Genomic DNA, 23413 nt, shown 5'->3' with positions numbered 1-23413 from the left:
GCATCTTGCCTGTGGATTCAGATCGGATCGCCTCATTTAAGATGAAACAGTCCAGTAGGGTGGGTTAGGCGCGGCAGGAATTTTTCGGAACAACCCACAACTTTTCATCCGCGCCGTAACCCACCATTTCCTTTTTAATGCACAGCCGGTCATCCGGTCTGGTTAAATATCATCGCATCAACCATATTAGAACTATTTGACGGTCGAGTTTCCTTGTTTTTAAACGAAGAAAATGATCGATTTATCGGCGACTTATCGCCGATTCTGGAATCTCACGTTATTAATCAAAGTAATATCGAGAGTGAATTGACCAGAATCGAACTATGGGAAGGCATTCAATCTTTGGTCAGGCGGGGGTTGGTCGAAAAAGTTTCGGCGGAGGAGCGATCGCGATTTGAACTCAACCCAGTATTTAAACAATATCTTCAACTTCAATTCCAATAGGATTCTGAGGAATTGAGAAACCGGGTTTTTACCAGAATTGTAGATGGCAACCGAAAATTGTCTCTAAAAACCCGGTTTCTTCGGTGCGACAGTTTTAGTGGTGACGCCGTTGCAGTTGCAGGCGAATTTCGGCGTGCACTTCTCGGGTGATGGGGTAAAAATAAGCCAAAATGACACCCATTGATAGGATGAACATGGGAATCGGTCCCATCATCAGCCGGATCGCAAAAATGACGGATTCCGGTTGGGAAACGGGGAGGTCGGCGGCGGTTCTGGAGACGAGTCCGGCGTAACCGAGAACCTGTCCGACGATAAATAAAGAGAGGGCAATTCCCAGTTTTTGCAGCATGACCATAAAACTGTAAAAAATCCCCTCCCGCCGCTGTCCGGTGTTGAGTTCGTCGAGATCGACCACATCGGGTAAAATCGACCAGGGGACGAGGTGGGCCGTTGCAATACCGAACCCGGCGATCGCACCCAAACCATACATGAAAACCGTCTGTCCGGGTTGCAGCAAAAAGAGCCCGACTCCAGCCGCCATCGTCATCGGAATTCCCAAACAGTAGACGGTTTTTTTGTCTACCCGCCGCGCGATCGCACTCCAGAACACCATCCCCAGCAAAGAGATCCCCTGAACCAACAACGCCATTTGGGTGAGGTGGCGATCGGGTAATTTCATATAATCGATCACAAAATAAGGCAAAATTGCCACCGTTACTTGTACCCCCAACCAGGAACAGAGGTAAATTCCGATCGCATACAAAAACGGCCGGTTGCTGAAGGCGATGCGAATTTGTTGGAAAAATGGAAGGGACGGGGGGCGATCGATTTCCAAGCGTTTGGCTTCGCGGTCAAAATAGCGTTTTCGAGTCCCCCAAATGCAGATCCAAATTGCCAGCATCGTCATGGTTCCCCCCAATCCTCCCAGCAGGGGATATCGCCAATGTGGCGCGGCAATTAAGGAGAATAAAATTTGAGCCAAAACTAGGGCGAACAGACTGCCGCAAATTTTGAAAGCGGCTTGAAAACTCACCAAACTGGTGCGTTCGTCGTAGTCCTGGGTGAGTTCGGCAGCCAAGGCTCCTAGCGGCAGAAAAACGGCGGTATAAGCGGTATAAAATAAAATGGTGATCGCGCCGTAGTAGCCGAACAGTAGCCAGCGATCGCCGATCGATGGTACAATCCAATGCAGGAAAAAGCAAATCCCCAGGGGGATGGAACCGCAGAGCATCCAGGGGTAGCGGCGTCCCCAGCGGGATTTCGTGCGATCGCTCAACCAGCCAATCATGGGGTCGCTGATGGCATCCCAGCCTTTCCCTAGAAGCAGGACGCTGCCAGCCAAACCGGGGTCGAGTCCGGCGATATTGGTCAGGAAAAAGAGCAGGAAAAAGACCTGCATACAGCCGGGGATGGCGCCGCCAAATTCTCCCATGCCGTAGGAAATTTTGGTGCCCAGGGACAGCCGATCTGGATTTTGAGATGGAATTTTTACCCGCCGGGTGAGTTGGGTGAGGACGGATTTGGTTTGCAGGCGAGAAAGGCGGATCATGATTCAGGATGGAGAAAAAGTGAACGGGTGAGATGGGGCGATCGCAGCGGTGGGGCGATCGTCGCAGGGGTGAAAAGTTTCCCCCTACATTCTAGGGCAAAATTATCAAACGCAGCCAATCATGACCATCAAATTTTCGGGATCGTAAAAATGGCAAGATGCGACTGGGTTCGGCGGCGATCGACGGCGCGATATTGGGGTTTTTAGTTCTTCTCGACATGATGTTTTAGTTCCGGAAAAAATGATAAAAAATCCGCCTCCAAATCCCGATAATTTGCGACCAGTTCCGCCGTCCCGGAGGCGAGATTAGTCCGTCGTTTGAATCGTCGCGAGAGGCGGGTTAAGGTCAATTCCACGCCGGCGATCGCCCCGTAGGAACCCAGCCAATTTTCCGCGACCATGACCGGAACCTTCCCCCGCAACTTCGGGGGGATGACATCCAGATTTCGCTCCAACATCCGATAGGTGCGATCAATAAATTCCGGCAGCGGTTCAGAAAAAAATAAATCCCAATTTCGGGACAAAAAATGGTCGTAAAAAATATCAACCATAATTCCCGAAACTCTCCGATAGGCGACATCAATTCGCCGCCGACTGCGGAGAAAAATGGGGTGGGAATCCGTGAAGCGATCGGTGTATTGGTGGAGTCGGACGCCGGCCAAAATATCGGGATTGTACTGATTTTTATACCGCTCCAAATTACCTTTTAAAAAATCTCCCAGCAGACTCCCCAACCGCAAATCGTCGTTTTCCCCCGCCAGACACAAATGGGCTAAATAATTCATTTTCAAAATCGATATCCGCACCCCTCCAGCCTACCACGGGAAACCGGGCGGCACCCAATCCGAAGCCCGGTCGGGCGATCGCGAAAACCAAAGGAAGCATAAAATTTGGGCCTTCCCGAACGGTCCCTATCCTACAATAGTCCATATCTCGATTTCCCCAATCACTCCCCCGGAGGACGGCACCATGAACAACCCCCCCACTCAAACCCAAACCCCCCCCGTCGAAATTCCCCCCGGCTACCTCAACATTATGGGCTACGTTGACGAGTCCGAAGTCAACGGCCCCGGCGTCCGGGCGGTGGTTTGGGTGCAGGGATGCCTGCGGGAATGTCCGGGCTGCTTCAACACCGCATCCTGGTCCTTTGAACCGAACCAACTGATTTCAATTCGAGAATTGGGCGATCGCATCCTCGCCAACCCCCGCAACGAAGGGGTGACATTTTCCGGCGGCGAACCCTTCTGGCAAGCCCCCGCCCTAGCCGAGTTGGCGAAGCGGTTGAAAGCAGACGGATTAAGCGTGATGTCTTTCAGCGGTTTTACCCTCAAGGAATTGCAGTCGGAAACCGCCCCCAAAGGAGCGCGAGATTTATTGGAACAGTTGGATATTTTGGTGGACGGCCCCTATGTGGAATCCCAGGCGATCAACAGTCCGGAATCCCTCGTTTCTTCCAAAAACCAGCGGGTGCGAATTTTCAACCCCGAATTTGAGGACAAATTGACTTGGGCCAGCGACCAGATGGAAATTCACATCCTCAAAGATGGTAGCCGCATCGTCACCGGTTTCAGGGGACAGATGAATTTGGATGGTTAGAACTCGATTTGACGACCGTCCACATGGTTTTTAAAAATTTAACTGACAACTTTCCATGAATCAATCCCTTTTGCAGGGCATCACGATCGATGTCAATATTTGTCATGGGAAACCTTGCATTCGGGGGTTGCGTGATCCGGTCGAGTTCATTAAAGATGCCGATTTTGTGGATTCTTTTTTGCTTCGTAAAGAACCTCATAAGCTGCTTTTGATATCAACTGGAAATATTACAAATACAGAACTGGAGACGTTATTCTCCAACAATTTATCTCGGTGGGTTCAATTGCTGAGTCGGCATGATTTTGTCGAAATGAGTCGGGATGCGATCGTCGTGCATCAATCGTTTTAAATTGACAGATGGGTATCGATCAATTGGATTCGGGAACCCGGTCCCGAATGGGTTGAAAAAAATCTCAAGGTGGCTTGACGAAAAGGATAGAATGTGATAAGATATTAACTCTTACTTTTGTTATAGGTAAGGGGCGACGGTTCTTTGGTTTAAGATGAATTTTAGATTTCTGCGAAACCCCCGCGATCGCCGCCCGTTTCCCGGCACCGAAAAGCAGTTTTGTATCATCCGATAGACCCATAGATCGGACCAGACCTGGCATAATTTCAGATGAGAGGAGATCGAGAACGGGTCTGGACTCGCTCCCAATCTCTGAAAAATGCTGCCGGCGGTTGGGGGAGTCGAATTATCGTGAAAATTTTATTGGTCGAAGATGATGATAGTTTGGCGGAAATCGTAGCCGAAGCCCTGACCAGTCAACATTACTTGGTCGATCGCGCCCCCGAGGGTCAGACCGGTTGGGAACTGGCGGAAGCCTTCACCTACGACCTGATTTTGCTCGACGTACTGTTACCGAAACTCAACGGGCTGGAATTTTGCCAGAAACGGCGACAACAGGGCGATCGCACCCCCATATTGCTGATGACCGTCCAGGGGGCCAGCACCACCAAAGTCCGGGGACTCGACGCCGGGGCGGACGATTATCTGGTCAAACCCTTCGACCTCGGCGAACTCCTGGCGCGGATACGGGCCCTGCTGCGTCGCTCACTCGACGCCCTCCCCCCCGCCTTCGAGTGGGGGGACCTGCGGCTCGACCCGAGCAACTGCCAAGTCACCTGTCGCGGCCAGGAGCTCAAACTCACCGCCAAAGAATATTCCCTGCTGGAATTATTCCTCCGCAACCCCCAGCGCATCTTCAACCCCAGCGCCCTGCTGGACCACCTCTGGTCCTTTGAAGATCCCCCCTCAGAAAACGCCGTCCGGGCCCAAATCAAAAGTTTGCGGCAGAAACTCAAACACAACGGCGTCACCGACGCCATCGAAACCATCTACGGACTGGGATATCGGTTGAAAGCCGCGGAAAACAAAGCCGACAAACAAACGAAGTCGTCCCGAAAACGCGACGACGCCGCCCGCACCGAGAACCCGGTCCCCCAACTCCGCATCGCCCAAATTTGGGAAAAACAGCGGTCGAAATACCGCGCGCGCCTCACCGCCATCGAAAAAGCGATCGCCGCCCTAACGGCCGGAAACCTCCCGTCCGAAATGCGACAGCAGGCCCTCCGGGAAGCCCACACCCTGGCCGGCTCCCTCGGCAGCTTCGGGTTAGCCCGAGCCTGTGCCCTGTCTCGGGAAATCGAACAACTGCTGCAACCGTCCGATGTCGGCGGTTTCACCCTTTCCCACCTCTCGACCCTAGCCCTCGATTTAGCCCGAGAAATCGACACCGCCACCCCCACCTTTCAAACCCCGAAAGCGCCGCCATCGCCGCCCCCCGAAACCGCCGACCGCCTGCTGATCGTCGATGACGATGCCGGACTCGCCCAGGCCCTAGCCGCCGAAGCGACCGCCCGGGGCATGGAGGCTGCGATCGCCTACGATATCGACAGAGCCCGGGAGATCCTCCGTCGCGGCCCCCGGGATCTCGTCCTGTTGGATCTGAGTTTTCCCGAATCCACCGAAGCCGGATTCGAGCTCCTCGCCGAACTCAACCAGGCCCCCCGACCCGTCCCCGCGATCGTCTTCACCGGCAAAGAAAGCTTCGCCGACCGCGTCAAAGTCGCCCGCCTCGGCGGCCTGGGCTTTCTCCAAAAACCCATCTCCCCCGATCGCGTCCTCGAAGCGATCGGCCAAGTCTTGCACCAATCCCAACCCCCCGTCGCCCGCGTCCTGATCGTCGATGACCACCCGCAAATCTTGGACGAACTCCGCACCCTCCTCGACCCCTGGGGCATCAAATCCATCCTCCTCGACGATCCGCAGCAATTTTGGACTATCCTAGAACAATCCCATCCCGACCTGCTGATCGTGGACGGACAGATGCCGGAAGTCAGCGGCATCGAACTCTGCCAGGTGGTCCGCAATGACCCCCAATGGAACGAACTGCCCGTCCTGATTTTGTCAACCCGCCGGGATGCCGAAACCATCACCCAGATGTTTCTCGCCGGCGCCGACGACTACATCCCCAAACCCATCGTCGAGCCCGAACTGATCGCCCGCCTGTTCAACCGACTCGACCGCTCCCAACTGCACCGAAAAATCGCCGCCCATCAGTATCGGAATTCCCCCCCCAGTTGCCAAAATTTTAATATCGCCCCCCCTCGCACCCCCCCCCGACACCCCCTGCCCTCCCCCAAACTCGAAATTCGAGAAACCGGAACCTACGGCGTCGCGCCCCGGCAGGGGGGCTGGGGAATCGGGGGCTGGGGAGATTGAAGGAGGCACGGGAAACATCTTCTTTCCTTTCCCCTTTTCCCTCCCCGACCGATCGCACCGATCGCCCGATCCTTTCCATTTGAACTCAACTAGAATGGCGTCGATCGCCGACAATCGAGAGCATGGGTAGAGAGAACCACAAAACCAATCGACCGTTTCCGAGAATGATGCCCGACATTATTCTCTGGTTTGATTTCGATAAAAAACCAACTCTAATCTCTCCCAATTCAGATGATATCGACTGCCGAGAAATTGTCGATTTGACCGTCAAAAATTGCGTCAAAAATACCCTATTTAAATCAGCGATAGAAGCCACATTTAAAAAGCAAAAAAAACGGGAGTTTTGCTACAAAATTTTTTCCCCAGCCGACGGAACCGACATCCCATTTTCGGCGATCCTCTCCCCCCTCCCCGATCGCCGCGTCCTCTGGGTCGCCCGCCCCCAAGCCGGGGGACAGGGAAGCGCCCCTCCCCCCTCCCCCTGCTCCGCTCCCTCCGCCTCCCCCCACCCCAACTGCTCCCAACTCCTCTCCGAAGTCACCGTCAAAATTCGCCAGTCCCTCGACCTGAGCGAAATTCTCGCCACCACCGTCACCGAAGTGCGATCGCTCCTCGACGCCGATCGCGTCCTGATGTTTCAACTGCGGTCCGCCAACGCCGGCGTCGTCGTCCGAGAAGCCGTCTTGCCCCGGTGGAAATCCCTGCTCGGGCAGGAAATTTGCGACCCCTGCTTCCACCGCTTCATCGAAGCCTACCGCGACGGCCGCACCCTCAGCGTCGGCAACGTCGGCGACAGCCACCTCGTCCGCTCCTGCTATCGAGAACTGCTCGACTACTTCCAAGTCCGGGCCGTCGCGATCGTCCCCATCGTCAGCCAGGGGCGACTGTGGGGGCTGCTGATCGTCCACCAGTGCCGGGGTTCGCGCCACTGGAGAACCCACGAAATCGACCTCCTCAAACAACTGGCCGACCAGGTGGGCATCGCCCTCGACCAAGCCCAACTGCTCCGACAACTGCGACAGGCCCACCAACAGATCTCCTTCCACGTCGAAAACTCCCCCCTAGCCGTGGTGGAGTGGAACAGCGAACTCCGCATACTCCGCTGGTCCGACCGCGCCGAGCAGTTGTTCGGGTGGAGCGCGGCGGAAACGATCGGGCGGCAGTGGTCCGAGTTAAATTGGGTGGTGGAAGCCGATCGCGATCGCGTCCTGCAGGCCTGCATCCGCCTGATCGACGGCACCGAAGACCGCCAGATCTGCCACAACCGCAACGCCACCAAAGACGGCCAAATCCTTGAGTGCGAATGGTACAATTCCGCCTGCCGGGACGAGGCCGGGAATCTCGTCTCGATTTTGTCCCTCGGCCAGGACATCACGGAGCGGACCCGGGCTCAAGAAGCCCTGCAGGAGAGCGAGGAACGCTGGCAGTTGGCCCTGCGGGGGAACAACGACGGCATTTGGGATTGGAACGTCGAAACCGACGAAGTGTTCTTCTCGGCCCGCTGGAAAGAAATGCTCGGATACGCAGACTCCGAAATCCCCAATCAGCTCGAAGAGTGGGAAAAGCGAGTCCACCCCGACGATCGCGATTGGGTGATGCAAGCCATCGCCGACCACTTCAACAAAAAAACCCCCTTCTACATCACCGAACATCGGATGCAGTGCAAAGATGGCAGCTACAAGTGGATTCTTGACCGGGGACAGGCCGTCTGGGACGAGTTCGGCCGCGTCACCCGCATGGTGGGGTCCCACACCGACATCAGCCCCCGCAAACAAGCCGAAGCCGCCCTGCGGGAGAGCGAGGCCCGCTACAGTTCCCTCACCAACGACGTCCTCGACAAGTCGGAAGTGGGTATTTTTATCCTCGATGCCGACTTCCGGATCGTCTGGATCAACCGGGCGATCGAGCGGTTTTTCGGCCTGCAAAGATCCGAGGCGATCGGAAAGGACAAGCGGCAACTGGTCCGCGATCGCATCCGGTTCATTTTCGCCGACCCCGACCGCTTCGCAGCCACGGTTCTGGCCACCTACGACAACAACACCTACATCGAACAATTTGAATGCCATATTCTGCCCGACGGCGACCGGGCCGAACGCTGGCTGGAACACCTGAGCCAGCCGATTGCCTCGGGATTGTACGCCGGGGGCCGCATCGAACACTACACCGACATATCACGTCACAAGCGCACCGAAACCGAACTCGGGCGCCTCAACTGGGCCCTCAAAACCATCAGCCACTGCAATCGGGCCACGGTGTGGGCGACCACGGAAACCGAACTCCTCGACAATATCTGCCATATCCTCGTGACGGTAGGTGGCTACCGCCGGGTGAGCGTGGAATACGCCCAATTTCCCGACCTCCGACATCTCACCCCCGTCGCCGGGGCCGGAGAAACCCTTGAGGGCGATATCGAACCGCACCTCGAGGAACGGAAGATGGCCCTGCGCCTCGGGCAAACCCGGGTTTTCCGCCCCCAGGGGGACTCGGGAAATTCCGCCATCGCCGTACCCCTGATCCGGGGCGTCGAAGGCATCGAAACTTCGCCCGACTCCACCCCCTCCCCGACCCCCGTTTTCGGGGTGCTGACCCTGTACCGCGATCGCCCCGGCGCCTTCGACGAGACGGAAGTGCAGTTTCTCTCCGAATTAGCCGACGATCTGGCCTTCGGCATTAACGCCGGACGGACCCACCGCCAGGCGGCTGAAAGCGAGAAAAAATTCCGGCAACTGGCCGAAAACATCCACGATGTCTTCTGGATGAGCAAGTGCACGTCCTGGGAAATTCTCTACGTCAGCCCCGCCTACGAGGACGTTTGGGGGCGCAGTTGCCACAGCCTCTACCGATCGCCCGACACCTACTTCGACGCCATCCACCCCGACGACCGGGGGCGGGCGCGAGCAGCCTTTGAAAACCACCCCACCGCCCACCTGGACATCGAATATCGCATCGTCCGCCCCGACGGCTCGATCCGCTGGATCTGGGACCGCGCCTTCCCGATTTTCGACGATGGCGGCCAGATGTACCGCCGCGCCGGCATCGCCAAAGATATCACCCAGCGCAAACAGGCCGAAGAACTGCTGTGGCGGGCCAAGGCCGAATTGGAAGTCCGGGTGCGATCGCGGACGGCCGAACTGGCCGAAACCAACCGACGCCTCCAACAGGAACTCGAAGAACACCGGCGCACCGAAACTCAACTCCTCGCCAGCCGGAAACTTTACCGCACCCTCGTGCAAAACTTCCCCAAGGGCGCCGTCTTCCTGTTCGACCCGGACCTGCGCCACACCATCGCCGACGGCGTGGCCCTGGGGGCCCACGGCCTGTCCTCCGAACAGATCGAAGGGAAAACCATCTGGGAGGTGTTTTCCCCCGCCACCTGCTCGGCGATCGCGCCCCACTACCGTCGCGCCCTCGAAGGCGAAACCACCACGGGAGAACTGGAACAGGAGGGGCGCATTTACTACGTCCAAACCCTGCCGGTGCGAAACGAGGCGGGGAACAACGGGATGGAGCCCCTTGTTGCCGGCATGATGGTTATGCAGGACATTACCGAGCGCAAACAGGCCGAAAACCTGCGCGATCGCCTGATCGCCATTATCGAAGCCACCCCCGACTTCATCGCCTCGGCCACCCCCACGGGCGAGATCGTCTACTGCAACCGCTCGGCCCGGCAGGTGTTGGGGTTGCCCCCCGAAGGGGCGATCAACTGCGACATTTCCCAAAGTCACCCCCCCTGGGCCAGCCAGATCGTCTGGGAGGAGGGCATCCCGACCGCCCTGCAGGACGGGACTTGGCTGGGGGAAACGGCGCTGTTGAGCGCCACCGGCCGGGAAATTCCCATCTCCGAGCGGATCATCGCCCACCGCAACGGAGAAGGGCAAATCAGTTTGCTCTCTACCATCGCCCGGGATATCACCGACCAAAAGCAAACCGAGGCGAACCTGCGGGAGGCGGAACGGCGGTGGCGGAGTTTGCTCGAAAACGTCCACCTGTTGGTGGTGAGTTTGGACTGCGACGGCCGCATCGAATACGTCAACCCGTTCTTTTTGGAGTTGACCGGATATTCCGCCGCCGAAATTAAAGGTCAAAATTGGTCCCCCCCCTTGATCCCCCCCCACCAGGAAAAGGTTCAAGCCCAGTTTCGAGATCGGCTCAACCACACCCTCAACTCCCACGGCTACCACTCTATCCTCACGAAAGCCGGGGAAGAAAAAATGATCGCCTGGAACCACACCCTGCTGCAAAGTCCCGACGGTCAGGCGATCGGCACGATGAGTATCGGCGAGGACATCACCGAACGCTACGCCATCGAACGCATGAAGGACGAGTTTATTTCTGTGGTCAGCCACGAACTTCGCACCCCGCTGACGTCTATTTACGGCGGCCTGAACCTGATTTGCAGCCACTTAGACCCCAGTTCCGATCGCGGCCGGCAGGTGATCGAAATCGCCACCGAGAGCGCCGGACGCCTGGTGCGGCTGGTCAACGATATTTTGGAACTCGAACGGTTAGAATCGGGTAAAATTAGCCTCTGTCTCCAAACGGTGAATGCGGGCCATCTTCTGGTGAGGGCGGGCGAACAAATGCAGGTCATGGCCCATCGCGCCGGCATCGCGATCGACATTTTTCCCCGAGACCTCAATATCTGTGCCGATCCCGATCGCATCCTGCAAGTGCTAACCAATCTTTTGGGCAACGCGATCAAATTTTCCGATGCCGGGAGTCGGGTGACCTTGTCCGTGGCACCAGCCGGGGGCGATCGCTCCTCCGGGGCCGCCACTTCCCCCTGTCCCTCGCCGGTTCTGTTTTCGGTCGGCGACCGCGGCCGCGGCATTCCCTCCCACAAGATCGAGAGCATTTTCGAGCGGTTCCACCAAGTCGATGCCTCGGACTCCCGACAAAAAGGAGGCACGGGTTTGGGACTCGCTATCTGTCGGAGTATCGTAGAACAGCACGGCGGTCGGATTTGGGTGAAGAGTACCCCCAACGTGGGCAGTTGCTTCTACTTCACATTATCCGCGCAGATTGAGGAGGATAAATAAACTGATGAATCCTAGCAAACGGATTTTGGTGATCGATGACGATGATGGCGTGCGGGAAATTATCCAGATTTCCCTGGAAGTTGCCGCCGGGTGGGAGGTACTCACCGCCGCCTCCGGCAGCGAAGGATTGATCCTGGCCGCCGCCGAACAACCCGACGCTATCCTCCTGGACGTGATGATGCCGGACATGGACGGGGCTACTACCTTCGGACGCCTGCAACGGAACCCGGCGACTCAAAATATCCCGACCATCCTGCTCACGGCTAAAGCCAAAGTCAGTGAAAAACAGCAGTTTATCGAGTTGGGCGTCACCGGCGTGATTACGAAACCGTTTGAAGCGATGGATTTGGTCTGCCAAATTCGCCAGATCCTGCACTGGAACGAGAATGCTTGATGTCCCCAAGGGTGTCGAGTGGGGGGAGTAACGGTCAAGCAACGCTCAAGCCGAGGAAGCTGAGGAAGCCGAGGAAGAACACAGATAGGATTTCCTTCCTCCTCCGCCTCCTCCACCCCTGGAGCCCCCGTACCCTTCAACTCCCGACACCGGCGATCGATCGCTTTCCGGCCGTTCGGGAAAAAAAACCGGCGATCATCACAGAAATTTCACAATTATCCTTTAACTTCGATCTAGGGTCGGATATCCGGCGAGTTCGGTTCCGATAATGGTAAGATGTGAACAATTGAAGTGGACTAAATATCGGCTCGGTTGGCGTTTCCGACACCGATCAGATACCACCGAAAATGCTCCGTAAGGGAAAAACAATACCCAATTTTTACCCGCGCCTTGGGGCTTGAGATGTTTTCAAGCCTTCAGTTTCGGAAACGGCTTTCCGAGCAACCCGGAGGCGAGAACCTTTTCCCTTCTAGCAACTCTCCTTTCGAGCCCAATCACATTGAATTGCCCTGCGATCGCCTCCAGATACCCAGTCCGGAGTCCGTTCAATTTCTCCGGCATGGTTTGCGAGAGTGGCAAGCCGAAGCGCGATTGAGGGACTCTCGGGCCGCGCGAGATCCCCGAACGGGGTCGCCCCCGGTGTCAGTTCTTCCATCCCGGCATTGCCCTCGCCGGGGGGGCACCAAAATTTTCAGGGTCAATTTGGCGATCGCCTCGGAGCTACTCCCGACACCAATTTTCAATGAAAATATCGCGGGATCAGTGGTGATTGACGAGGTGCAACGTCCGAATTATTGAAAAGGAGTCAAGCATGAATTTTAAAATTTTGTGGGTCGAAAAAGATGACTTTGTGAACTCCCCTCTCGAAGAAGTTCTCCAGCTCGAAGCGTTCAACATCATCTGGACGGAGGAAGGCAAATGTGCCATTCAAATCGCCCAGGAAATGCAGCCCAACTTGATTATCAGCCGCCTGAATTTGAGCGATCACAAAACCCGCCAGTTTCTCGAACGTCTGGGACAAAATGAGGCTACGGCGAAAATTCCCCTGATCGTGATCGCGTCGGACGAAGCCGATGCACCCCAAGAAAACGGGTACAATTATCGCGCCAATTGGCGGACAAATCAATATTGGACGACCCCCCAAAACGTCGGTCAAATGATTCAAGAACTCGCCCACAAAGTGGCAAGTTGACCACCAAAAATTCGCCTTAATTTTATTGATACGATGCCATTTTATGGCCAACGAAAAGGTGATGGGTACAGATCGGACGGCCGCAACGACCTCGATTCCGCTCGTCGATCTAGATGTCAGAATCTGACCCGTTATTTTTTTTGTCAAAATTGAATCAGCGCTATAATTCCCAAAAAACTGATTTTTTTAAAGCTGTAATCTGACACCCAATTGCCGATCGCCATAGCCCCCGTGCGAGAGTCGGGAGTCGGGGGTCGGATAATTAATGGTCAATTATCAACCTTCCCCTGATTCGCCGCGACTGCCATAATATCAAACAGATGGTAGCGCAATCTCCAAAGAACCGAATGACAATTGTTTTGACCAACGACGACGGCATCGACGCCCCCGGCATTCGAGTCCTATCCGAAGCCGTTGAAAGTCCGACCATTTGGGTGGCCCCCCGCGACCACCTTTCCGGCTGCGGCCACCAGGTGACGACCCACATTCCCATCCACGTCGATCGCCGCTCCGAGGGCCGCTACGCGATCGCCGGAACCCCCGCCGACTGCATCCGCATCGCTCTGAGCCACCTGTGTCCCGAGGTGAAATGGGTGATCTCGGGCATCAATGCTGGGGGCAATATGGGTGTGGATGTCTACATTTCCGGAACCGTCGCCGCCGTCCGGGAAGCAGCCATCCGCGGCCTCCCCGCCATCGCCATTTCCCAATACCGCCAGGGGGGCAAACCCGTGGACTGGGAACGGGCCGGCCGCCTCACCCGGGGGATTTTGCAAGATCTCCTCCAAAAACCCTGCTCGCGCGGCAGTTTTTGGAACGTCAACCTCCCCCATCTCGAACCGGAAGAACCAGACCCCGACTGGGTTTTCTGTCGTCCCTCCACGGACCCCCTGCCGGCGGTTTACCGCATCGACGGGGAATATTATCAATATGTCGGGGATTACGGAAAACGCGATCGCGTCGCCGGGACCGACGTGGACGTTTGTTTCGGCGGTCAGATCGCCGTCAGCCAAATTTCGCTGTGAAGGTCGGCGTCGCCGTCAAGAGTAAAAATGCTCAGATTTGGCGGCGATCGTCGCCGTGATAATTCTTAACACTATTTCTCGGCAAATCAGTTTATGGTAAAAATTCAAGCGGTCTAAGCAGCCGTTGAATTCAGGATTAATACGCCTGCTGTAGAATTTAGCTTTGGGATCAAATCAATTTAGTATGAGCGTTAACCTAGCGGCCCAGTTGCGGGAAGGCACCAAAAAGTCCCACACGATGGCAGAAAATGTCGGCTTTATCAGGTGCTTTTTAAAAGGCACCGTAGAAAAAACTTCTTATCGAAAACTGGCGGGGAACCTCTACTTTGTCTATACGGCGATGGAAGAGGAAATGGAGCGCCACAAAGATCATCCGATCCTCTCGAAGCTATATTTTCCGGAATTGAACCGGAAACAAGCTCTGGAGCAGGATTTGTTCTTCTACTACGGCGCCAACTGGCGGGAAGCGGTGCAACCCTCCGAAGCGGCCCAAGCCTACGTCGCCCGCATTCGCGAAATTTCCGAGCAAGACCCGGTTGTGCTCATCTCCCACCTGTACACCCGCTATTTGGGAGATCTCTCCGGCGGACAAATTCTCAAGGGCATCGCCCAAACCGCGATGAACTTGTCCGACGGCCAGGGAACTCAGTTCTACGAGTTCGACGAAATCCCCGACGAGAAGGCGTTCAAAACCAACTATCGCCAGGCGATGAACGACCTGCCCATCGACCAAGAAACAGCCGATCGCATCGTCGATGAAGCCAACGCCGCCTTCCGAATGAACATGAATATGTTCGAGGAACTCGAAGGCAATTTGGTCAAGGCGATCGGGATCATGCTGTTCAACGCCCTGACGCGGAAACGCAACCGCGGTGCCACCGAACTGGCCACCGCCGCCGACTCCGCCAATTAATATAGCAATCAGCTCTGGTGCTTTCAGCTTTCAGCAAAGGCTGACCACCCGTCCGAACAGAAGTTTCGGGATTTTCAGATGTCCTGACTACCCGGGCGACTGCTATATCTTTCGGCTCCACCCGAATTAAAAAACCCCCCTTCCCGGAACCCCGACGGCCGCAACCAGCAGCCGTAGAGGTTCCGGGAAATTTATTGATAATTATTAATTGATAATTGTTAATTGTTAATTGTTATAGCGCTGTGCGAGCCGCGGAGTTACACACCGGATGGGTGAGAATTATCAATCCCCCGACTCCCTAATACCGTTTCTAGACCTTGTAACTACACGATCGCGCACTGCTAGAATTGTTAATTGCCCGATCGCACTGTTCGTACAGCGCCTCCAAACTCGAAGAATTGTCCAAGACCACATCCGCCCGCCGACACTTTTCTTCCAGGGGCATTTGGCTCTCAATTCGGGCTTGAATCTGTCCGGGGGTGAGGGAGGAGCCGTGCCGTTCGAGGAGGCGGTGCCGTTGCTGTTCGGGGGAGCAGTGGACTACCCAAATTTCCGTCGCCCAATCCGTCATGTCCGCTTCAAACAGCAGGGGGACCGCCAACACCGCCGTTGGCTCTCCCGGCGACGGGGTGTTTCGGAGTGAGTCGCAATTTTCCCGGAAGCGATCGCGGACGAACGGGTGAATTTGTGCTTCCACCCAGCGCCGTTCTGTTAAATTATGAAAAATAATATGACCTAATGCGGGTCGATCTAGGCTACCATCGGGAAGAAGCAGATCGGGACCGTAGCGGTCAACCAGGGCATCCAGAACGGGGGAATTCGGTTCGACGGCTTGGCGGGCGTAGATATCCGCATCCCAGACCGGCAGGTTGTGGGTTCGAGCCAAATAATTGGAAACCGTCGTTTTTCCCGTAGCGATACCGCCCGTCAAACCGATCAAACGCATTTTTTAGAGTGTTTTGAGGTGTCAACTGCAATTCATCCGATTATCGTGGGTGCCACCGCCGAGGAATCGGGGGGTCGAGAAACATTCCCTTCCCAACCACCGTTTCTCGGAAAAAGTCGGCGCACGCCAGATCCGGGGATAGCATCTTGAGGTAGATTGCCAGACAATTGCAACGCGGTCGGTCGGCTCCGAGTCAATGAGTCATGCGGCGACCATTGGCGGTTCGATCAATCGAACGAAAATGGGAAATCCCCAGGGAGGATAGCACGATGAACCCAACCTGTCGCCTGCGGTCCGTTCCGATCGCCCTTTTCCTAGCCGGATTCTGGGTTTCGGAAATACTCCCCATCCTACCGGAAAACCTATCACAAATCCGGGTCGATTTCAAGGCAACAACCCGAATCGCAAACGCCCGACCCATCGTCCCCGAACCCGGCGGCACCGGCACCTTCACCACCCGAGAGGGAAACCGCACCGACATCACCGGGGGGAGGCGATCGGGGGACGGGGGCAACCTCTTCCACAGCTTCACCCGCTTCGACGTGGAATCCGGGGCCGTCGCCAACTTCCTGAGCGACCCTTCCATCGCCAACATCCTCGCCCGCGTCGTCGGCGGGGACGCCTCCCGCATTAACGGACTGGTGCGCGTCAGCGGGGGGGCCTCCAACCTATTTTTGATCAACCCGGCCGGCATCCTATTCGGAGCCGGCGCCCGGTTGGACGTGCCCGGTTCCTTCACCGCCACCACCGCCGCCGGCATCGGCTTCGATGACCGCTGGATGGGGGTGATGGGGGAAAACGACTACGCCGCCCTCGTCGGCCCCCCCGACGCCTTCGCCTTCGCGGCCGACCCGGGCCAGATCCTCAACGCCGGCCAACTCTCCGTCAACCCGGGCGAAAGCCTCACCCTCCTGGGGGGCACCGTGATCAACACCGGCCGACTGAGCGCCCCGGGGGGCCAGATCACCGTCGCCGCCGTCCCCGGCGAAAACGTCCTCCGCATTTCCCAAACCGGACACCTGCTCAGTTTGGAAGTCCGCCCCCTTTCCCCCGAAACGGGACTCGAAACCCAACTCACGCCTCTGTCCTTGCCGGAATTGCTGACCGGGGGGGATGCCGGCCAAGCCGGCGGGGTGACGGTTTTGGCCGACGGCCGGGTCCGACTGACGGGTTCGGACACCCCCATTTCCCCCGAACCGGGCGTCGTCGCCGTTTCCGGGAGTCTCGACACCTCGTCCCCCGCCCCGGACTCCGCGCCCCGGGTGAACATTTTCGGCGATCGCGTCGGACTGTTCGGGGCCACGGTCAACGCCTCGGCCCCCGACGGCGGGGGGACGGTCAGAGTCGGCGGGGATTACCGGGGAAGCGGCCGGGTCCCCAACGCCACCCATACGGCGATCGACGCCAACTCCAACATTTTCGCCGACGCCACCGCCGCCGGCGACGGGGGCCGCATCGTCATCTGGTCCGACGGGGACACCCAATTTTCCGGGCAAATTTCCGCCCGGGGGACGGGAGACGGGGGATTCGTGGAAATTTCCGGCAGGGTTTCCCTCCGCATCGACGGCGCAGTCAACCTGCGGGGGGGCGACGGGGTGGGAACCCTGCTGCTAGACCCCCTCAACATCACCATCGTGGACGGAGAGGGGGGCAACGACGGCGGAGCCTTCGACGGCCAAAGCTTGGCGGGGGACAACCCCTCCGAATTCAACCTCTCGGAAACGACCCTGGAAAATCTGTCGGCCGACGCCGATATTATCCTTGAAGCCCGCAATAATATTCGCATCGAAGATCTCTCCGACAACGAATTGAGTTTGGCCGCGTCAGGGGGTTCGGTGACGTTTACCGCCGACGCCGACGGGGACGGCCAGGGGTCTTTCGTCATGAACCGGGGCGATCGCATCACCACCGACGGCGGCGACCTCACCATTTCCGGCATCGACATCGCCACGGGAGACATCCGCACCCGGGGGGGAAATTTGACTCTGACCGCCCGCGATACCGGACAAATCAGCGCCGGGAACCTCTCGACGGCGAATCCCTCCGGCCCGGGGGGAAATCTGACCCTGAGCACGGCCCAAGGTTCCATCGCCGCCGCCTCCCTGGAAACGGATGGCCAATTCGCCGGGGGGAATATTTTCCTCGACAGCGGCCGCCAGATCCGGGCGAGAACCCTCTCAACCCGGGCCACCGACGCGGAGGGCGCGGGGGGCGATGTCGAACTCGGAGCCGCCCGGGAGATTTTTCTGGAATCGATCGATACGACCGGGGAAGGGGGCGGCGGAAATGTGGCGATCGCGTCTCGGGGGTCCGGAATTCTCCTGGAGGAGCCGGGGGAGATCCGCACCGCCTCCGAATCGGGCGAGGCCGGAAACGTCTCTATCCGCACCCCGGAAACCCTCAGTTTATTGGGGAGTGTAGATGCTCGGGGCTCCCGGGGGGGAGGGGATGTCAACCTGGAGGCGGCGGTGGCGATCGAGGTCGGCGCGATCGCCACGGGAACCCAGGCGACGACAGCTTCGACCCAATTTGAGGGGGGTAATATCATCCTCACCGGGGACGAAATCGATTTGAACGGACCCGTTTCGGGCTCGGGTTCCCTCCTGCTGCAAACGGCGACGCCGACCCAGGATATCAATTTAGGCCGTACCGCCGGGGACTCTTCCCTGGCGCTGGACCTGAGTCTGGGCGACCTCTCGGCCCTCCAGGATGGGTTCTCGCAGATCGTCGTCGGACGCGCCGACGGCGGGGGAACCCTCAGCCTGGGGGGAGACATCGGCTTTCAAGATTCGGTCGTCCTTCGCGCCCCCGAAGGTCAGATTTTCGGTTCCGTTTCGGACTCCGAACCGGTGGCGACGGTGCGGGGATCTCGGGGAGCCGACATCACATTTGAAGCCGCAAACGAAATCCGTCTCGGAAACCTGATCGTCGTGGGGGGGGATGTCAACGTCGCCAGCCGCTCGGGTCCGGTCCGGGTCGCCCGCATTGAAGCCCAGGCCGACGGCGACCGCCGGGGGAATATTTCGTTGGCCGGGAGCGAAATCGACCTCGTCGGCGGCAGCAATTCGATCCGGGGCGGGGGTACTTTGACATTGCAGCCGGCCGACTCCGGTCAGAACGTCAGTTTGGGCGGTTCGGAAGGGACGGCGGGCCTCGACCTGACGGCCGCGGATCTGAATGCGTTGGGGGCCGAATTTGAACAGATCGCCATCGGTCGCCCCGACGGCAACGGGACGCTGACCCTCTCGGGCGACGTCACCTTCCGCAGCCCGGTTTTGTTGCGCTCTGCGGGGCTCTCGGGGGAAATTGTCGGGGACGGAGCCATCACGGGGATCGGAAATGCCTCCGTCGCACTGCGAGCCGATGGCGATATCCGGGTGGGTTCCATTGCCACCGGCGGCAATACCCTCGATCTCGACAGCGCCCGGGGCGATATCGCTGCTCTTGATTTGCGCTCGGGCTTCAACGTCCGCCTCGCCGCCCGGGGCGATATCGAAACCGGCGAGATCCGCTCCGAGGCGCCCCCCGCTTCGGCCCCCCTCGGGGAAATTGGCCTGACGAGCCGGGAGGGGCAAATTGCCGTCAACGGCAATATTTTTGGGGAGGGGACGGTTTTCACCCTGCAGGCGAGAGATGATATCCGCACCGGAGATCTGACGGCCGGACGCCCCGTGAGCCTGACGAGCGATCGCGGCGCGGTGACGACGGGGAATATACGAGTCACGTTACTTGATCAGCCGTATCAGGGAATCAATCTCGACGCCGCAGGGACGATCGCCACCGGGGATGTGACCGCGACCGCGGCGGACGGCACCGGCGCCAACATCGCCATTCGCAGCCGCCAGGGGGCGGTCCGCACCGGCAATCTGGATGCGTCCGGTTCCGGGGGGGGCGGCGGTATCGCCGTCGAAGCCGCCGATACCGCCACCCTCGGCGCCGTCGATACCAGCGCCGCCGACGGGGACGGGGGGGATGTCGCCCTGGGGGCTCAAAGTGATATCGCGGTCGATTTCATCCGCGCCGAAGGCGGCGGCCGCGGCGGGACGGTGGCTATTGACACCCCGCAATTTTTCCGGGCGACCGGCCGTTTTGAAGCCCGAAACGGCGTGGAAGCGAGTATTTCTACATCCGGCGGGACGGGAGGCGGGGCGATCGCGTTGCCCGATACGGCCAGTTCCCTCGTCGTCGGCGATCCCACCGCCAACGGCACGGCGGCAGCCATCACCGACGGCACCCTGACGGTGCGGCCCGAAACGGCGATCGGCGACAGTTTCGAGCAGGCGGCTACGGCTCAAATCCCCGGCAACAGCCAAATCGGCAATGATGTTAACGCCGACACCTCGTCCCGACCGGCGCAGGGCGAAACGGCGACCTCGGTGGTTTCTGGGGGGGGAAATCTCAACCCCAATTCCAATTCGACGGCGGCGGATGCCGATCAACCCATCGCGCAAGGGAATCCCGATGAAACTCTGATCGACACGGCCGGAGGCGGTTTGGAAGCAACTGACTCTGATGCCGGCGTTCCCGACGATCTGGCGGTCCGCCTCGAATCCGCTACCGTATCCGACGACCAGATCGCCCGCTCCCCCTTGGTCGCCTCCGTCGGGCAACTCGACCTGTTTCGAGGTCGGGAGTTTGTTAATTATTTCGGCTCGGATCTCAATAAAAATCCGGTGGACGACCGCAGCATCCGCCAGACCCTCCGCGACATCGTGCGCCTCACCGACTACAAACCGGCGATCGTTTACGTCTCCTTGCAAGCCGACCAGCTCGAATTGCGGTTGCTCTTGCCCGACGCTGAACCGATTTTCCAGAGCGTCCCGGTGAACCGGGAGGCGCTGATCCGAGTCGCCCGGGACTTTACCAACCAGATCCGCACCCCCCGCGACTGGTCGGACACCCGGTATCTCGAATCGGGGCGGCAGCTTTACGATCGCCTCATTGCGCCGGTGCGACAACAGTTGGAACGACACGACATCGACACCCTGATTTTTTCGATGGATGCCGGGTTGCGGACCCTCCCCCTCGCAGCCCTCCACGACGGCGAACGGTTCCTGATCGAACGCTACAGCCTCAGCCTGATTCCCAGCCTCAGCCTCACCGACACCAGCTATGTCAACCTCAACGGTTCCAAAGTCCTGGCGATGGGGGCCTCGGAATTTCTCGACGCCAGCCAAGAACCGCTCCCGGCCGTCCCCCTGGAATTGGCTCTGATCGTCGGGGAAGATCTTTGGGCGGGGCGATCGTTCCTGAATGAAGAGTTTACCGTTCCCAACCTCAAATCTCAGCGCACCCGCGAGGAATATCAAATCATCCACCTGGCGACCCACGGGGAATTCGTGGCCGGGGGCGCCGATCGCTCCTACATTCAATTTTGGGACCGGAAATTGGGGTTGGACGAGTTGCGGAACCTCCGCCTCAACCAACCCCCCGTCGAGTTGCTGGTTTTGAGCGCCTGCACCACCGCCGTCGGCGATGAAAAGGCGGAATTGGGCTTCGCGGGATTGGCCGTCCAAGCCGGGGTGAAATCGGCCCTGGCGAGTTTGTGGTACGTCAGCGACGCCGGAACCCTGGGTTTGATGCGGGCCTTTTACGAATCCCTGCAGACGAGTCCCATCAAGGCTGAGGCCCTCAGACAGGCCCAACTGGCGATGTTGCGCGGCCAAATTCGCCTCGAAGACGGCCGGCTTTTTTACGATTCCTCCGCCATCGCCCCCCTCCCCATCTCCCTCCCCCGCGAACTGGCGACCCGAGACAATGTGAATCTCTCCCACCCCTTCTACTGGGCCGGATTTACCCTGATCGGCAGTCCGTGGTAAGGGCCACCGGAGGCGACCGGAGCCGACCGGAGGGTTGAAAGGCAGTAGGCAATCCCCCGCACCCGTTGCTCACATCGGCGATCGCACCCCCCGCCCCCAGATCTCGGGCGAAGAGGATTCCGGACCCGGTGTCGATCGGGGTGGACAAGTACCGGCGACTTTCCGCCAATTCGGCCGTCCGCTCCCCCATCCGCATTTCCATTGCCCGCTCCGCTCGGGTTCGGCTTGCCGGTGCCACAGGATCGGCGAGGAACCTGCTAAGATGAATCCCGAAGCCCTGTCGGCTTTCATGGTCACGAGTCCGGGCTCAATGCTTTTGAGGACTTCCAGATTCCCGGCCCCCACGACCCACACGATCGCGCCGATCGCTCTGACCAGTCGGCCGAGCCTCAGTGAAAGCTGGGTGAGGGTTTCGGGCACAGTCTTCAGGGAGCGAAGGCCGGCGATCGCCCGCACGAAATTAATTTCGGATCGGGGGTTGACACCAGCCATAACCTATGAAACAATGTAAAATTGTGCAAAACAATTAAGCGGAACTGGCGGAATTGGTAGACGCGCTAGATTCAGGTTCTAGTGTTCGCAAGGACTTCCGGGTTCAAGTCCCGGGTTCCGCATTCAAAACCAAAAGCTGAAAATCGACCCGATTTTCCCGATTTTCTTCTTTTCCAAATTAACCCAACCCGGGACCCCCTCCCATGCTCACGAGCCTCCAAAATCCCCTGGTCAAGCAATTTAAGAAGTTGCACGCGGCCAAAGGACGACGGGAGCAGGACTCGTTTTTGCTCGAGGGGACTCACCTGTTGGCCGAATGCCGCGCCACGGACTGGCACCCGACCGCCGTCTGCTGTACCCCCGAGTGGGGGGAGCGACACCCGGAACTGTGGGATTGGGCCGTCCGCACCGCCGGCCGCGCCGAACAGGTGAGCGATCGCGTCCTGGCCGCCATGACCACCACCGTCCACCCGGATGGTGTCGTCGCCGTCGCCCCCCGGGCGCCGGAAACTCCCGCCCCCATCCGGGGCCTGGGACTCGTCCTGGAAACCCTGCAAGATCCGGGCAACCTCGGCACCCTGATCCGCACCGCCGCCGCCGCCGGCGTCGAGGGACTCTGGTTGAGCGCCGATAGCGTCGATCGCGACCACCCGAAAGTGCTGCGGGCCTCCGCCGGCGCCTGGTTTCGCCTCCCCATCGCTGTGCATCCCGACTTGAAAGCTTCCCTAACCGACTGCCGGGAACGGGGCATCCAAATCGTGGCGACCCTCCCCGACGCCCCCCTGAGCTACTGGGACTTGGATTGGCGAAAACCCACCGCGATCGTGTTGGGAAATGAAGGGGCCGGCCTCTCGGAACCATTGGCAGACCTGGCCGATCACCGCGTCCGCGTCCCCCTCCTCAACGGGGTCGAGTCCCTCAATGTCGCCACCTGCGCGGCGCTGATCCTATACGAAGCGCGACGCCAGCGACAGGTCGCCGAGCTCGATCAGCCGTTCTCCAAATCGTCCGATTCCGAGACGTCGGGCTGCTGACTTTCCAAAAATTGGTCGATGTCGGAAATGGCCGCTTCGAGTTCCGACAGGCTGATGGGTTCGCAGGGGGTGTCGTCCGCGACCTGTTCGGATTGAAATTCCGGCGGCGGGGTGGGTGTCGATAAATCCCGATCTTCTTGAAACGAGTCGAGCAATTGCTTTTGATAGGATTTGAGAAACTCTTCGGCAGCATGACGACGCATATTATCGCGCTGCTGTTTATCCGTCATGATCGACTCCTTGAC

At 58.5% G+C, this 23413-nt stretch carries 15 protein-coding genes and 1 tRNA gene; 11 read left to right on the top strand and 5 right to left on the bottom strand.

The window, feature by feature from the left end; translation table 11 throughout:
• Nucleotides 1-538: 538 nt before the first annotated feature.
• Both AC0QHF_RS16070 and AC0QHF_RS16065 read right to left on the bottom strand, forming a co-directional pair.
• Nucleotides 539-1993 (bottom strand): MFS transporter, encoded by a 1455-nt coding sequence (locus AC0QHF_RS16070; RefSeq protein ID WP_324705242.1) that lies wholly within the window; start codon nt 1991-1993, stop codon nt 539-541.
• A gap of 203 nt (nt 1994-2196) precedes the next feature.
• Complete coding sequence (locus AC0QHF_RS16065) at nt 2197-2778, bottom strand: acyl carrier protein phosphodiesterase (RefSeq protein WP_324705241.1); 582 nt, start codon at nt 2776-2778, stop codon at nt 2197-2199.
• A 184-nt stretch (nt 2779-2962) separates the two neighbouring features.
• Here AC0QHF_RS16065 and AC0QHF_RS16060 point away from each other — a divergent pair, with 184 nt between their 5' ends.
• From AC0QHF_RS16060 to AC0QHF_RS16025, 8 genes are all read left to right on the top strand, one after another.
• The gene (locus tag AC0QHF_RS16060; protein WP_324705240.1) at nt 2963-3589 is read left to right on the top strand and encodes a 4Fe-4S single cluster domain-containing protein; all 627 of its coding nucleotides are present in this window, start codon (nt 2963-2965) and stop codon (nt 3587-3589) included.
• A gap of 55 nt (nt 3590-3644) precedes the next feature.
• A complete protein-coding gene (locus tag AC0QHF_RS16055; RefSeq protein WP_324705239.1) occupies nt 3645-3938 on the top strand; it encodes a DUF433 domain-containing protein in 294 nt (97 codons plus the stop codon).
• A 270-nt stretch (nt 3939-4208) separates the two neighbouring features.
• Entirely contained in the window at nt 4209-6314 is a 2106-nt protein-coding gene (locus AC0QHF_RS16050) for a response regulator (protein WP_324705238.1), read from the top strand.
• A 164-nt stretch (nt 6315-6478) separates the two neighbouring features.
• On the top strand, nt 6479-11353 hold the full coding sequence (locus AC0QHF_RS16045) for a PAS domain S-box protein (RefSeq protein WP_324705237.1): 4875 nt from the start codon (nt 6479-6481) through the stop codon (nt 11351-11353).
• Between the two features lie 4 nt (nt 11354-11357).
• Nucleotides 11358-11747: a response regulator gene (locus tag AC0QHF_RS16040; protein WP_324705236.1), complete on the top strand. Its 390-nt coding sequence runs from the start codon at nt 11358-11360 to the stop codon at nt 11745-11747.
• Between the two features lie 811 nt (nt 11748-12558).
• Complete coding sequence (locus tag AC0QHF_RS16035) at nt 12559-12939, top strand: response regulator (RefSeq protein WP_324705235.1); 381 nt, start codon at nt 12559-12561, stop codon at nt 12937-12939.
• Between the two features lie 347 nt (nt 12940-13286).
• Nucleotides 13287-13964 carry a 5'/3'-nucleotidase SurE gene (surE, locus tag AC0QHF_RS16030; protein WP_324705234.1) on the top strand — a complete coding sequence of 226 codons (678 nt, stop codon included), beginning with the start codon at nt 13287-13289 and terminating at the stop codon, nt 13962-13964.
• Nucleotides 13965-14148: 184 nt separating this feature from the next.
• Nucleotides 14149-14877 carry a biliverdin-producing heme oxygenase gene (locus AC0QHF_RS16025; protein WP_324705233.1) on the top strand — a complete coding sequence of 243 codons (729 nt, stop codon included), beginning with the start codon at nt 14149-14151 and terminating at the stop codon, nt 14875-14877.
• A gap of 310 nt (nt 14878-15187) precedes the next feature.
• Here AC0QHF_RS16025 and coaE read toward each other — a convergent pair whose 3' ends face one another.
• Nucleotides 15188-15823: a dephospho-CoA kinase gene (gene coaE / locus AC0QHF_RS16020; RefSeq protein WP_324705232.1), complete on the bottom strand. Its 636-nt coding sequence runs from the start codon at nt 15821-15823 to the stop codon at nt 15188-15190.
• A gap of 269 nt (nt 15824-16092) precedes the next feature.
• Here coaE and AC0QHF_RS16015 point away from each other — a divergent pair, with 269 nt between their 5' ends.
• Nucleotides 16093-21642, top strand: coding sequence for a CHAT domain-containing protein (locus tag AC0QHF_RS16015; protein WP_324705231.1), 5550 nt, complete (start codon nt 16093-16095; stop codon nt 21640-21642).
• 69 nt (nt 21643-21711) lie between these two features.
• Here AC0QHF_RS16015 and AC0QHF_RS16010 read toward each other — a convergent pair whose 3' ends face one another.
• Nucleotides 21712-22134: a hypothetical protein gene (locus AC0QHF_RS16010; protein WP_324705230.1), complete on the bottom strand. Its 423-nt coding sequence runs from the start codon at nt 22132-22134 to the stop codon at nt 21712-21714.
• Between the two features lie 38 nt (nt 22135-22172).
• On the opposite strand from AC0QHF_RS16010, the gene AC0QHF_RS16005 reads away from it, so the two are divergent.
• Both AC0QHF_RS16005 and AC0QHF_RS16000 read left to right on the top strand, forming a co-directional pair.
• Nucleotides 22173-22256 (top strand) — tRNA-Leu (locus AC0QHF_RS16005).
• An 81-nt stretch (nt 22257-22337) separates the two neighbouring features.
• Nucleotides 22338-23168 carry a TrmH family RNA methyltransferase gene (locus tag AC0QHF_RS16000; protein WP_324705229.1) on the top strand — a complete coding sequence of 277 codons (831 nt, stop codon included), beginning with the start codon at nt 22338-22340 and terminating at the stop codon, nt 23166-23168.
• On the opposite strand, the gene AC0QHF_RS15995 is transcribed toward AC0QHF_RS16000, so the two are convergent.
• Nucleotides 23123-23398, bottom strand: coding sequence for a hypothetical protein (locus AC0QHF_RS15995; protein ID WP_324705228.1), 276 nt, complete (start codon nt 23396-23398; stop codon nt 23123-23125). The two genes, AC0QHF_RS16000 and AC0QHF_RS15995, sit on opposite strands and share 46 nt — an antisense overlap.
• Nucleotides 23399-23413 lie beyond the last annotated feature (15 nt).

It is taken from the genome of Lyngbya sp. CCY1209, from assembly GCF_055795065.1.
Note: the sequence above shows the minus strand (reverse complement) of the source record. Positions and strands in the feature narration are given on the sequence as shown.

What these genes read in the sequence shown, in the direction of transcription:
- AC0QHF_RS16045 (WP_324705237.1), top strand. Translation starts at nt 6,479, where the DNA reads ATGATGCCCGACATTATTCTCTGGTTTGATTTCGATAAAAAACCAACT.
- AC0QHF_RS15995 (WP_324705228.1), bottom strand. Translation starts at nt 23,398, where the DNA reads ATGACGGATAAACAGCAGCGCGATAATATGCGTCGTCATGCTGCCGAA.
- AC0QHF_RS16055 (WP_324705239.1), top strand. Translation starts at nt 3,645, where the DNA reads ATGAATCAATCCCTTTTGCAGGGCATCACGATCGATGTCAATATTTGT.
- AC0QHF_RS16070 (WP_324705242.1), bottom strand. Translation starts at nt 1,993, where the DNA reads ATGATCCGCCTTTCTCGCCTGCAAACCAAATCCGTCCTCACCCAACTC.
- AC0QHF_RS16000 (WP_324705229.1), top strand. Translation starts at nt 22,338, where the DNA reads ATGCTCACGAGCCTCCAAAATCCCCTGGTCAAGCAATTTAAGAAGTTG.
- coaE (WP_324705232.1), bottom strand. Translation starts at nt 15,823, where the DNA reads ATGCGTTTGATCGGTTTGACGGGCGGTATCGCTACGGGAAAAACGACG.
- AC0QHF_RS16015 (WP_324705231.1), top strand. Translation starts at nt 16,093, where the DNA reads ATGAACCCAACCTGTCGCCTGCGGTCCGTTCCGATCGCCCTTTTCCTA.
- AC0QHF_RS16010 (WP_324705230.1), bottom strand. Translation starts at nt 22,134, where the DNA reads ATGGCTGGTGTCAACCCCCGATCCGAAATTAATTTCGTGCGGGCGATC.
- AC0QHF_RS16025 (WP_324705233.1), top strand. Translation starts at nt 14,149, where the DNA reads ATGAGCGTTAACCTAGCGGCCCAGTTGCGGGAAGGCACCAAAAAGTCC.
- AC0QHF_RS16050 (WP_324705238.1), top strand. Translation starts at nt 4,209, where the DNA reads ATGAGAGGAGATCGAGAACGGGTCTGGACTCGCTCCCAATCTCTGAAA.
- AC0QHF_RS16060 (WP_324705240.1), top strand. Translation starts at nt 2,963, where the DNA reads ATGAACAACCCCCCCACTCAAACCCAAACCCCCCCCGTCGAAATTCCC.
- AC0QHF_RS16035 (WP_324705235.1), top strand. Translation starts at nt 12,559, where the DNA reads ATGAATTTTAAAATTTTGTGGGTCGAAAAAGATGACTTTGTGAACTCC.
- AC0QHF_RS16065 (WP_324705241.1), bottom strand. Translation starts at nt 2,778, where the DNA reads ATGAATTATTTAGCCCATTTGTGTCTGGCGGGGGAAAACGACGATTTG.
- surE (WP_324705234.1), top strand. Translation starts at nt 13,287, where the DNA reads ATGACAATTGTTTTGACCAACGACGACGGCATCGACGCCCCCGGCATT.
- AC0QHF_RS16040 (WP_324705236.1), top strand. Translation starts at nt 11,358, where the DNA reads ATGAATCCTAGCAAACGGATTTTGGTGATCGATGACGATGATGGCGTG.